This is a genomic window from Cognatilysobacter lacus (assembly GCF_008274655.1).
GTDB lineage: Bacteria > Pseudomonadota > Gammaproteobacteria > Xanthomonadales > Xanthomonadaceae > Cognatilysobacter > Cognatilysobacter lacus.
On record NZ_VTRV01000015.1, the window covers coordinates 17,438 to 28,775 of the forward strand.

At 67.4% G+C, this 11,338-nt stretch carries 10 protein-coding genes; all 10 read right to left on the reverse strand.

Features of this window, described 5'->3' with window-relative positions:
* Positions 1 to 56 precede the first annotated feature (56 nt).
* Positions 57 to 2,336 (reverse strand): glycosyltransferase, encoded by a 2,280-nt coding sequence (locus FW784_RS02580; RefSeq protein ID WP_149351798.1) that lies wholly within the window; start codon positions 2,334 to 2,336, stop codon positions 57 to 59.
* Positions 2,337 to 2,746: 410 nt separating this feature from the next.
* Complete coding sequence (locus FW784_RS02585) at positions 2,747 to 3,916, reverse strand: MraY family glycosyltransferase (RefSeq protein WP_149351799.1); 1,170 nt, start codon at positions 3,914 to 3,916, stop codon at positions 2,747 to 2,749.
* Between the two features lie 265 nt (positions 3,917 to 4,181).
* Positions 4,182 to 5,168: an NAD-dependent epimerase/dehydratase family protein gene (locus FW784_RS02590; RefSeq protein ID WP_149351800.1), complete on the reverse strand. Its 987-nt coding sequence runs from the start codon at positions 5,166 to 5,168 to the stop codon at positions 4,182 to 4,184.
* 2 nt (positions 5,169 to 5,170) lie between these two features.
* Positions 5,171 to 6,367, reverse strand: coding sequence for a glycosyltransferase family protein (locus tag FW784_RS02595; protein ID WP_149351801.1), 1,197 nt, complete (start codon positions 6,365 to 6,367; stop codon positions 5,171 to 5,173).
* Positions 6,357 to 7,175, reverse strand: a complete 819-nt coding sequence (locus FW784_RS02600) for a glycosyltransferase family 2 protein (RefSeq protein ID WP_149351802.1) — start codon at positions 7,173 to 7,175, stop codon at positions 6,357 to 6,359. The genes FW784_RS02595 and FW784_RS02600 overlap by 11 nt, the downstream gene beginning before the upstream one ends.
* Positions 7,172 to 7,732 carry an LbetaH domain-containing protein gene (locus FW784_RS02605; RefSeq protein WP_149351803.1) on the reverse strand — a complete coding sequence of 187 codons (561 nt, stop codon included), beginning with the start codon at positions 7,730 to 7,732 and terminating at the stop codon, positions 7,172 to 7,174. The genes FW784_RS02600 and FW784_RS02605 overlap by 4 nt, the downstream gene beginning before the upstream one ends.
* Entirely contained in the window at positions 7,729 to 8,781 is a 1,053-nt protein-coding gene (gene galE / locus FW784_RS02610; protein ID WP_149351804.1) for a UDP-glucose 4-epimerase GalE, read from the reverse strand. The genes FW784_RS02605 and galE overlap by 4 nt, the downstream gene beginning before the upstream one ends.
* Positions 8,781 to 10,004, reverse strand: a complete 1,224-nt coding sequence (locus FW784_RS02615; protein ID WP_235893545.1) for a glycosyltransferase — start codon at positions 10,002 to 10,004, stop codon at positions 8,781 to 8,783. The genes galE and FW784_RS02615 overlap by 1 nt, the downstream gene beginning before the upstream one ends.
* 5 nt (positions 10,005 to 10,009) lie before the next feature.
* Complete coding sequence (locus FW784_RS02620) at positions 10,010 to 10,636, reverse strand: class I SAM-dependent methyltransferase (protein WP_187770646.1); 627 nt, start codon at positions 10,634 to 10,636, stop codon at positions 10,010 to 10,012.
* Between the two features lie 113 nt (positions 10,637 to 10,749).
* Positions 10,750 to 11,338: asparagine synthase-related protein (locus tag FW784_RS02625; protein WP_235893544.1), on the reverse strand; the 589-nt coding region annotated here is incomplete at its 5' end.

Genomic DNA, 11,338 nt, shown 5'->3' on the forward strand with positions numbered 1-11,338 from the left:
CGCTGCCCGCTCCAGTGTGCGCACCGGTAGCCATCGGCTCGCCCGGCGCGATGTGCTCAGGAGGCGACGACACCTTCGACAGCGTTGAACGCGCGCGCGAGCGCCTGCTCCATGGCGCTTTCGGAGTAGTTCTCACGCAGATAGTCGTGCGCGGCCAGCGCCGTGCGTCGCGCGAGCGCCGGATCCTGCGCGAGGTTCACGACCAGCGCGGCGAGCGCCTGCGCGTCGTCGGCAATCGCAAGCGCTCCCCCGACGGCGTCGAGCCCCTGCGCGCCCACGGAGGTGGTCACTATCGGAACGCCGCGCGCCATCGCCTCGACGACCTTGAGCTTGACGCCACCGCCGAACCTCAATGGCGCGATTGCGACGCTGGCATCGCGGTAATGCGCCTCCAGCTCCTCGGACGATACGTTCGCGTGGATCCTCACGCCGCGCGCAGCCAGCGCGCGGACCCGCGCGGTGGGATTGGAACCGACAAGCCAGAGTGTGGCGTTCGGCAGCGCGCGCTGAACGCGCGGCAGGATCTCGCTGGCCAGCCATTCCGCCGCGTCTTCGTTGGGCGGATGTCCGAACCCTGCGACGAACAGGATCTTGACGGCGTCCGGATCCGGCACGGGGAAGGTCAGCTCGCTTTCGCCGAAGCAGTACAGCGGAACCGAATGGACCCGTTCCTCGCCCGCGAACGCTGCGGCCAATCCGGCTTCTTCGCGCGAGGGATAGATGATGCTGTCCACCTGCAGCCAGATCGACTCCTCGAGCCCGCGCATTTCCACGGCAGCGCGGCGAACCTGCGGATCCCCGGTCACCTCGGCCTGCGCCAGCATTCGCCGGTGGTGGATGTCGTGTCCATAAAACACAATGTGCGCGCGACTGTATTCGCGCAGCAGCGACAGGTAGGGCTCGGCAAAATTGGGGCGGCTCAGCAGGGCGAAATCGAGTTCCTGTCCGACGTCCCGCACGTACGCTTCGAAACTTCCGCCGCAGCTGTCACCGGCAACGATTTCGACGCCGGCGTCGTCGAGCAGGTGGCGCATGCGCGGGTCGTAGATGCGATCGTTCGGCCAGAACTTCACCACCATTCCCATCGCCACCAGGCGCAGCATCGTCTGCAACATGGCGCGCGAACCCGCATCCCTGTCCGGCTGCGGCACCATGTGATCCGTCACCAGCACCACCGGTTTGTGGCGGGCGTGTTCGCGCGCGCGGAACACGCGGTCGCCGTTGCGGTAGTGGTCGCGGTCCAGCACGTGCCGCCAGCGCGCGCGGAATACCTTGCGATTCCTGGCCTGGAACGACTTAATGCCAGCGTCGTCGCCGGTCCCGTGGGACACACCCTCGATATGCACCACTTCCGATCGCGGGCAGTAGTACACCTTCAGCCCGCCTTCGCGGATGCGGAATGCCAGGTCGGCGTCTTCGTAGTAGGCGGGTGCGTAGCGCTCGTCGAAGCGTCCCACGTCCTTGAACAGCTCGGTGCGCAGCAGCAGGGCCGCGCCCGAGCAATAGTCCACCTCGCGCACGTAATTGAACTCCGGCGCGCGCGGGTCGCGCCCGCGACCGAAATTCCACCCGGACCCGTCGGCCCAGATGATGCCGCCGGCCTCCTGCAGCGAGCCATCCGGGAAAAGCAGCTTGGCGCCCGCGATGCCGCAATCGGGAAAGCGCTCATGTATATCGAGGAGCGCGTCGAGCCAGCCCGCGGTGACTTCCGTGTCGTTGTTGAGGAAACAGATGTACTCGCCACGCGCGGAGTTGACCGCCTCGTTGCATGACCTCAGGAACCCGAGATTAGACGCGTTTTCACGGTACACGAGGCCCGGTACTGCCGACAGTCGACCGATGTCAGGGTCGTTCGACCGGTCTTCGACCACGATCACTTCGAACGACGTCGCCGACGCATGCTCCTGGATCGAACGCAGGCACCGTGCGGTGACGCCGAGCTTGCCGTAGGTCGGAACGATGATGGACACGCGCGGACTCGCCGCAGTCGGGAAAGCAAGACGCTCGACCAGCGCGGACGTATCGACCGACTCTTCCGCGCCCGTTCGCGCCCGCAGGGTCGAAGGAGTGGCCCAGGGCAGCGACGGCGACGCCGGCTCGCGCCAGCGACGACCGCGCAAGCGCTCCGAAACAACCCGCAGGGGCCGCGTCAGCGACCACGAGGTGGATGCGCGAATCGCCTCGAGCATCGAAACTGCGTGTTCGGCGACCCGTCGCGCCGCATCGAGCTCGCGCCGCATGCGCGAGAGTTCAGCGGGCTCGGGGCGCTGCACCTCGATCGGCGCGTCGGACTGTCGACCTGCATGCTGGTGCGCGGGGTTGGACGGATCGGTCATGCGTTCGGGCCTGGTCGGCAATAGTTACAGGGCCAGCAGCCGCGACTTCCGCGGTCCTCGACGGCCTCCACGCGCATGGCGGGAAGGGGGCCGGGGCCGTCTACGCTGGATGCGCGGGCGTCAGGCGGGTTGTCCCGCATGCGAAGTGTAGGCAATCGGGCGGGACGTTGAACCTTACCGGTTATCTCCGACGAACCTTGGGGACGTGGGACGTCGCTCGTTCGCGCCGCAATCACGGCGAGGTGACGAAGCTCGATTCGCGAGGGTGCTGTCGAAGCGATGGATGGCGCCGCAAATGCGGTCAGCGCCAGGATCGCGGCGCGGGGTCTACGACGCCGGAACTGCCCCGCTTTTGCGCTGGCCCCGCACAGAAACCGTGGCGCCGGCTGTCGCGCGCCCGAACGACGCGCCTAACGGGTGCCCGACGCGCCCGGAACGTACTCGACCTGTTCATCCGAAACCGCTACCGCGTAGCCCGGTGACCGCGCGGCCGTGCCCACGCCGCCGCGGACCCGACGCAGCATGGCGTTGAGCGGGCCGAGAATCCGCATTGCCCTGTCACGCTGCGACGTCAGCCAGTAATACGCGCTGAGCATCACGCCGAAAGCAACGACCAGGTGCCCTTCTGCAATGGCATCCGTACGCAGGACGAGCGCTGCTGCTACACCGATCACCAGCGAAACAGTCGTGAGCCCGACCGCGATCGCGTTCGGCCCGAAACCGGCTTCGTGGAGCAGGTGATGCATGTGGTCGCGATCCGCAAGGAAAGGCGAACGCCCCATCTTCAAGCGCCGCGCGATCAGGACCAGGCAGTCGATCAGCGGAGGCGCGAGCAGCCACGGCGCAAGCACCGGTGAGACCGGGTGGGCGGCGTTCTGCGTGAGCCGGAATACCACCCACGCGATCGTGAATCCGAGGAAAGCACTGCCGGCGTTGCCGAGAAATACCTTTGCACGCCGTTGCCACGGGAAACGCATGTTGAACGCGAGAAAGGCCACTAGCGCGGAAACAAACGGCAGCAGGTCCGCGAACAGGCGATCATTGCCTGCGTACAGCGCCGCAGCACCGAACATCGCAAGCGCCGCAAGGCACAGCGAACCAGCGAGCCCGTCGCTGCCGTCGCACATGTTCACGGCATTGATGATGCCGATCGTGGCGAACACCGTGAAAGGCGCCGCCCACGGCCCGAGCACGATGGGCGTCGAGCTGAAGATGAAACCCACGTATTCGACCTGCACGCCGCCGCCGTAGACCATGATCAAGCCGGCGGCCGACTGCGCGAGCACGCGAAGGCTCCAGTGCAGGTCGAAGGCATCGTCGAGCATGCCGACGACGATCAGCAGGAACGAGCCGCTGATGTAGGCCCACGGAACCGCGGAAGCGGGGGTGGTGGCCAGGATGGTGATGTACACGGCGAGCGCAATCGAAAGCCCGCCCGTGATGGGCGTAGGACGCGCATGCTGCTTGCGGCCGCCGGGGCGATCAAGAAGACCGAAGCGGTAGGCGAGCGGCTGCAGCGTCCACAAGAAGAGTGCCGTCAGTGCGACGCTCAGTGCGACGCGGCTTGCAAACGAATCCATACCGGCCTCAGTAAAGGCGCAAAAGGGTGGGCAACATCACATTTTGGCACGCGGCGCGCCCCGGACCTAGCCCGGTGGAACATCCTGTTCACGACCCCGTCAATGCGCTCCGTGGGCCATCACGCCGCCCCTCGCCCGTACGCAGGTAGCACCGGGCCGTCGTTGGACGGCCGTAAAGCACGTTGCCTGCGGGCGCGTCCGTATCGGGTGAACGACTTCGCGCCAAGGTCGGGGGCGCCGGCACGAGCGCAGGCGGCGTCAGGCGTCAGGCGTCAGGCGCACTATCCGAACATCCCAGCTTCACCTGCGACTCGATCCAACGGTAGGTGACGGCGAGCCCCTCGGCGAGGGGCCGGCTGGGGGCCCAACCCAGGCGCTCGAGGATCAGCGCGTTGTCCGAGTTGCGCCCGCGCACGCCGGTCGGCCCATCTATGTGGCGCACCGTGAGCGTCCTGCCGGCAATCTGCATGATCATGTCGGCGAACTGGTTGATCGACACCATCTCGTCTGAGCCGATGTTCACCGGGCCGGCGAAGTCGGAACGCATCAGGCGAAGCGTGCCCTCGATGCATTCGTCCACAAACAGGAACGAGCGGGTCTGGCGCCCGTCGCCCCACATTTCGATCTCTCCGCCTTCGGGTGCCATCGCGATCTTGCGGCTTAGCGCCGCAGGGGCCTTCTCGCGGCCGTCGTCCCACGACCCCTCTGGACCGAAGATGTTGTGATAGCGGGCAACGCGGACCGTCAGCCCGTGGTTGCGGGCATAGGCGAAGTAAAGGCGTTCGCTGAACAGCTTTTCCCAACCGTATTCGCTGTCGGGCGCGGCCGGGTACGCCGAACCCTCGGTGCAGTTCGGATTGTCGGGGTCGAGCTGGTTGTACTCCGGGTACATGCAAGCCGACGACGAGTAGAAGATGCGACCCACCGGGATGCGTCGAGACACCTCGAGCACGTTGAGGTTGATCTGAGCCGAGTTGTGCATGATGTCGGCGTCGTTCTCGCCGGTGAACACGAAGCCCGCGCCGCCCATGTCCGCGGCGAGCTGGTAGACCTCGTCGAATCCACCTTCGAACACGCGCTCGACACTGCCGTAGTCGCGCAGGTCGGCCACGTGGAAATCGTCGGCCGCGGTTTCGGCATAGCGCGGCTTCTTGAGATCGGCCGCGCGCACCCAGAAGCCCTCGCCCTTGAGGCGTTTCACCAGGTGACTTCCGATGAATCCCCCACCACCCAGAACCAGTGCTCGCTTCATTCTCAATTCCGTTGCTCAGTCGAGGCCGCGCCCGGGGAGACGGCCAGAAGGGTTTCGATCGCCGAGGCTACGCTCGCCGCGTCTCCTACATCGACCCGCACGTAGCGGTCGGCGGGAACATTCAGGACGCAAAGTGCGTGCACGTCGGATTCCGCACTGCCGACAAACAGGATGGGGCGACCCGAAGCGATGCACGCATACACTTTCGACGGCATGACATAGCCGACGAAGCGGTCGTCGAGCGTAATCAGGTGCAGATCAGCCGCGCGCAACACCCCCGCCAGCCGTTCCAGCGGAACGGGCTGCGTCCTTGCAAAGGGCAGCCCCATGGACTCGAGGGATGCCACGATGACATCCAGCCGAGCCCCGGTGGCATTGAGCCAGACGAAAGCGACGTCCGGATGCGCGCGGCAGAAGTCTGCATAGCCCGACAAGAACGTGGCGTGATCGTGTGCGGCGCCCCAGTTGCCGGAGTACAGGATCACGCGGCGCCCGTTCGCAGCCGCAGGCGCGGGCTCGAGCGTCGTACCTGGGCCGAATTCGACGGGCGACGGATCGCGGCGCAGCTCGATGCTCGCGGGGTCGATGCCACATCCCGCAAGCCGACGGCCCTGGTCGTCGCCGATGACTTCGATGACATCGATTCGACGACGCCAGAAATTGGTTACACGGGACAGGAGGCGCAAGCCGATTCCCGGGTTCGGCATCACCGCCATCAGGCACTCGGGGTGGAAGTCGGTGATGCGGTAACGGGTGCGCAGGCCAAGCAGCAACGCCACCGGCGCGACGAAATGCAGCAGGTATGGCGGCGAACCCGTGAAGCGCACTTCGTCGGCGAGTCGCAGTTCGCCACGCGCGCCCCACAGCAGCGCGAGGTTTGCGCGCACGGTCCAGATGCCGCGGACCAGAAGGTTGGCGCGGTCGTAGGTGGGGCGGAACAGGCGCCGGGTGAGCAGCTGCCCGCCACCTACGCGCTCGCGCTCTTCACTACCGGCGGTCGAGGAAAAGCCGACTAGCGCGACGTCGTGCCCCTGCGCCGCGAGTTCATGCGCAAATCCAACGGCGTACTGCCCCACGGCGCCGAAATCGGGAGGTAGCCAATCGCACAGCAGCACGATGCGGTGGGGGCGATCCGCCTGCACGCGTGCGTCGTGCGTGCGCTCGACGTCGCCGCCTGGAGCGCCCCATTCAGCGGCCATTCGTCAGCTCCCGCTCGTTGAGCCCGATGAAGTACTGGTACACCGCGATCATCACTGCGTAGTCAAGGCCGGCGCGGCCATCGAGAAAACCCCGGCGCACGAAATACACGTACAGGAAGCGCAGCAATGGGCGCATCGGGAGGCGCGCGGCGGCCCGCTTGAGCGCGCGGCGCCGACGCGTTGGATCGCCATGGACGAGCTCGCGCACGGCCACGGGCTGCGAACGCTCCGTCTGCGATTGCATTGCTTCGGCATGCGCGTAACGCAGATGGCGCGCAAGCCAGTCGTTGACGCCCTTGGAAAAGTTGTAGTGGTCGAGCGGCGCGCGCAGCGTGCCGACGAGCTCCGGCGGCTGAACCTCGCGCTGACCATGGCCGTGATCCACGAATCGCAACTCGTCCGCACGGCCAAAGCGCACCTGGTATGACGGGTAGAGACCCGAATGCTTCAGCCATGTGCCCATGAAGATCAGGCGCGAGGGCACGCGATAAACCGGGAAAGGCGACTCGCCCGAGTCGGCGATCGCGCATAGCTCGCGCCGAAGGTCGTCGGTGACGACCTCGTCGGCATCGAGATGGAACACCCATCGGTTGCGGAATTCGCAGGCGCCCATCGCGTGGTTGCGCTGGTGCGCGAAAGTGTCGAACGGTCGCACGAGGATGCGCGCGCCGGCCGCCTCGGCAAGCGCGCCGGTCGCGTCGGTGCTGCCGGAATCCATGACGACGATGTCGTCCGACCACGCCACGCTCGCCAAGCAGCGCGGCAGGTTCGCGGCCTCGTTGTACGTGAGGATCACGAAGGAAATCATGCCGTCGGCCCGCCGTGGACGCTGCGCGTCTTGATCGGTCGCGCCGGATTGCCGGCGACGATCGTCCAGTCCTCGACCGCGCGCACGGCCACGGCGCAGGCGGCCACCACGGCCCCGTTCCCCACCACGACATCGGGCCCGACGAACGCCTGCGCGCAGATCCACGCATCGTCGCCGATACGGATCGGTAGCCGCAGCAGCGGCAGGCGCGGGTCCTCATGGTCGTGGCTGCCGCCGCACAGGTGCGCGCGGTGCGACACGCTGGCGCGCGCGCCGATAATGATCGGGCCCAGGTTGTAGACCAACACATCGTCCCCGAGGCTTGCGTCGTCGCCGACCTCCAGGTTCCACGGGATCACCACGCGTACCGACGGATGGATGCGCACGTTGCGACCGATGCGGGCGCCAAAGCAGCGCAACATGAAGTTGCGCCAGCCGAAGAGCGGCTTCGGCGTGAAGCGGAACAGGGGCGTTGCAAGCGCCCATGCGATGCGGCCGGCGTATTCGCGCATGGAATACGGACGCGCTGAACGCGCCGCGCCAATGTCCAGCGTCATGGGGCCGGCATGCTCGCGACACCGTTGCCCACATGAGCGCCCCGCGTCGGGTTCGCGAGCATCCATCGCCACGCCGTCGCGACCATTTCGTCGATGCCGGGAATGCGCGGCTGCCATCCGAGCACCTCGCCCGCGCTGACCGCGCTGCCGACGAGGCCGCCGGGATCGCCTACGCGGCGCGGGCCCATGCGATAGCGGATATCGACCCCCGTGACGCGACGCACGGCGGCGATCACCTCAAGCACGGAGAACCCGCGACCGTTGCCGAGGTTGTATGTCTCCGCACCTCGGCACGCCCCAGACAAGAGACGGTCGGCGGCGAGCAGGTGCGCGCGACAGAGGTCGTCGACGTGGATGTAGTCGCGCACGCAGGTGCCGTCGACGGTGTCGAAATCGTTGCCATAGATACTGAGCCCGGTGCTGGCGGGATCGCCTCCGGTCGAAACGCGCAGCGCCTCTTCGAGCGCGAGCGGAATGAGGTGGGTTTCCGGGAAATGGCGTTCGCCGACACGGCCCTGGGGGTCGCAACCCGCGGCGTTGAAGTAGCGCAGCGCGATGCTGTCGAATCCGTAAGCGCGACCGTAGTCACGCAACGCGTGCTCGACCATCATCTTGGTGGCGCCATATGGGTTCACGGGGCGCTGCGGATGGGATTCGGTGATCGGCAGTTCGACCGGATCGCCGTAGGTGGCGCATGTAGACGAGAAGACCAGCCGATTGACGCCCGCCTCGCGCATCGCTTCCAGAAGCCGGAGGCTGCCGGTTACGTTGTTGTCGTAGTACAGCGCCGGCTGCTGCGTCGACTCACCAACATAGGCGAAAGCGGCAAAGTGCATCACCACGTCGAAGCGTCCGCTGGCGAAGCCGCGTTGCAGGTCGCCGGACGAGCGGATGTCGCCTTCGATGAACCGCGCGTCGCCGACCGCGTCGCGATGGCCGCGGCAGAGATTGTCGAACACAGTGACGCGATGTCCGGCGTCCGCCAGCATCCGCACCATGTGCGACCCGATGTAGCCGGCTCCGCCGACAACCAGGATGTCCCGGCTCATTAAGGACGCCCCCCCGGGCTGCGAATGCGGGCGTACAGATCGAGCAGGCCGCGACCCATCGCCTCGACGCTGTAGTCGCTCGCCGCGAGCGCGCGACCGTTGGCCGACGCCCGCTGCCGCCATTCGGCGTCGCCGAGTCCACGCGTGATCGCCGCGGCCACCGCTTCGGCATCCGGCGCGACGGCGATGCCCGCGCCTGCCTGGTCGATACGCGATGCAACGGCAACGCCTTCGCCGAGCACGCAGGGAACGCCCGCGGCCACCGCCTCGACCGGCGCAATGCCGAAATTTTCCGAAAACGAAGGCAACACGAACAGGTCCGCGGCCGCGAACGCGCTGGCCTTCAGCTCGCCATCGACGTGACCGGCCCAGACAACGCGATCGGCGACGCCCAGCTGTTCCGCGAGCGCCCGCAGCCGCTGCAGGTAGCTGGCGTCGCCGGTGCCACAAACCAGCAGCGAGACGTCGGGCGACGTTGCCCGCACGCGAGCGAGCGCCAAAAGCAGCGCCTCGACGTTCTTCTTGGGGTCGATCCGCGACAGATAGAGCAGGCGACGCCTACCGCGCAGCTGCGGAAAGGATTGGAGCAGCAGTTCAGGAGTGGCCGCGACGGCGGCATCGATGCCGAGCGGCAGCACGGCCGACCGCATCGGGAAGCCGAGGCTCTCGGCCTCCTCTCGCTCCTGTTCGGACGTGAAGTGCACCGCCGCGGCGTCCTGCAGCAGGGGCCTTTCGACGATGCGCAGTGACAGCGATTTGAGGCCCGCGCGGCGCTGCGTCATGCCATAGCGGTTCAACACGCCGAGCGGCCGGATCACATACGGAACGCGGGCGCTGCGCGCGACCCGTGCCGCGGCGACGGGAGCGAACGAAAACACGGCATGCACATGCACGACATCGAAGCCCGGCACCGCGCGGCGCAGCCATCGCAGCAGGGGAAGCGAAGTCTTGTAGGCGCGCGTTTGCAGGGGAAAGTGGTGGCGAATGGCGCCGTTGCACCGAGTCACGGCGCCTTCGTCGCCGATCGAACCATCCCGGTCGTGGCCTTCACCGCCGTCGTCCGTCGTCGCCGTGACGACTTCCACGCCCGAGCCGCTCAGCACGCGCTCGATCTGTGCGATCGCGCGGCTCGGCCCGCCGCTGCCGGCCGCGACCGACGGGATCACGTGCAGCACCCGCAGCGGACGTCCGCCATGGTTGGATCGCACGCGCGGCGATGCCATCGGGTTCACGGCGCGGCTTTCCTGCATTCGAATCCGAGGCAGCCGTTCCAGCGCTCGAAATGCTCGACCTCGGCGAACACCGGCTCGGCGGAATCGTTGAAGGCCGCCCGGCGAATGTCCGTGAACCCGGCCTCGGCCAGGCGCGTGGCGATCGACCGGTAGTCCCACAGCCACAGATGCTGGCTGTTCCCCACGGCGGCGCGCAGGTGGCCCAGCATCCCGCGCGGGCGCGTCGACATCCCCAACAGCGTGGCGCGCAGGAACTCGGAGGCGCGGTCGTCGTTGGTCGAGGCCACATAGGTGGCCACCTCGGCCTCGAGGTCAGGCATGACACTGCGGAAGACGCCGCCCGGCCTCAGCACGCGATGCACTTCGCGCAGCGCAGTGCGCAGGTCATCGTAGGCTAGGTGTTCGAGCATGTGGGACGAGTAGGCGACGTCTGCGCTCTCGTTCGCCAGCGCCAGCCCGCGCACCACATCGCCATAGACGATGCGCCGCGAAAACCTGGGGGACAGCCAGCGCTCGAACAGCGGGCCCAAGGCCGGCAGCCGTTGGAGGCGGACGGTCGGGGAGGCGTCGACATTCATCCAGCTGGCAGGGCCGTCGAGGCCTGCGCCGATCTGCAGTTTCAACATGCGTGGCAAATCCTATGGCCGCCACCGAGTGGCAGGCCGCTACCGGTCATTATGGCCGGTTGGCGTGAGCGCGGCATCGCGCGCCGCCGGGCCGGGCGATCCTCGGGGTGTCACGGCACCGCGTGTCGGCACGCACGGAACCAGTGCGTGAAGACAAGGATCGCCCACTGCTGGTACCACTCGACGGGCTGCACGGGCAGCCGCCCGGCATCGGCGCCCAGGCGCGCGCCGAGCGATTGGCCGAACCATGCCTGGAACGGGAAGGCGAACCCGCGCTTGGCCGGGTCGGTGACGCTCTCGGGCAGGTCGCCCACAGCGTCGACCAGAAGGCGCTTCCCGGGCTGCAGGCGGAGGGACGGCGGGATCCGGGCGACGGTGTCGAACAGGCGCTGGTCAACCAGCGGCAAGCGCAGTTCCAGCCCGTGCGCCATGCTCATGACGTCGCTGTCTCGCAGCAGCTGGTTGCGCATGTAGCGTGTGAGTTCGAGGTAGCTCACGCAATCGGCCGGGTCGGCGGGCAGGTCAAGGACGTCGTCGGCGTCGGGCGACCGCCCGGACAGCGGGAGGCCCGTGAAGTAGGCGACAAGGCGCTGAACCTCGTCGGGTGCAAAGACGCCGCGGTAGGCGCGGTAGCTCTCGGCGAGTCCGCCCGGGCCCTGCAACAGGGCGCCGAGCCGGCGTCCACGCGAGGAGCGGGCG

Bases quoted from the DNA above. Each gene is read 5' to 3' on its own strand.
- FW784_RS02580 (WP_149351798.1), bottom strand. From the start codon at position 2,336: ATGACCGATCCGTCCAACCCCGCGCACCAGCATGCAGGTCGACAGTCC.
- FW784_RS02585 (WP_149351799.1), bottom strand. From the start codon at position 3,916: ATGGATTCGTTTGCAAGCCGCGTCGCACTGAGCGTCGCACTGACGGCA.
- FW784_RS02590 (WP_149351800.1), bottom strand. From the start codon at position 5,168: ATGAAGCGAGCACTGGTTCTGGGTGGTGGGGGATTCATCGGAAGTCAC.
- FW784_RS02595 (WP_149351801.1), bottom strand. From the start codon at position 6,367: ATGGCCGCTGAATGGGGCGCTCCAGGCGGCGACGTCGAGCGCACGCAC.
- FW784_RS02600 (WP_149351802.1), bottom strand. From the start codon at position 7,175: ATGATTTCCTTCGTGATCCTCACGTACAACGAGGCCGCGAACCTGCCG.
- FW784_RS02605 (WP_149351803.1), bottom strand. From the start codon at position 7,732: ATGACGCTGGACATTGGCGCGGCGCGTTCAGCGCGTCCGTATTCCATG.
- galE (WP_149351804.1), bottom strand. From the start codon at position 8,781: ATGAGCCGGGACATCCTGGTTGTCGGCGGAGCCGGCTACATCGGGTCG.
- FW784_RS02615 (WP_235893545.1), bottom strand. From the start codon at position 10,004: ATGGCATCGCCGCGCGTGCGATCCAACCATGGCGGACGTCCGCTGCGG.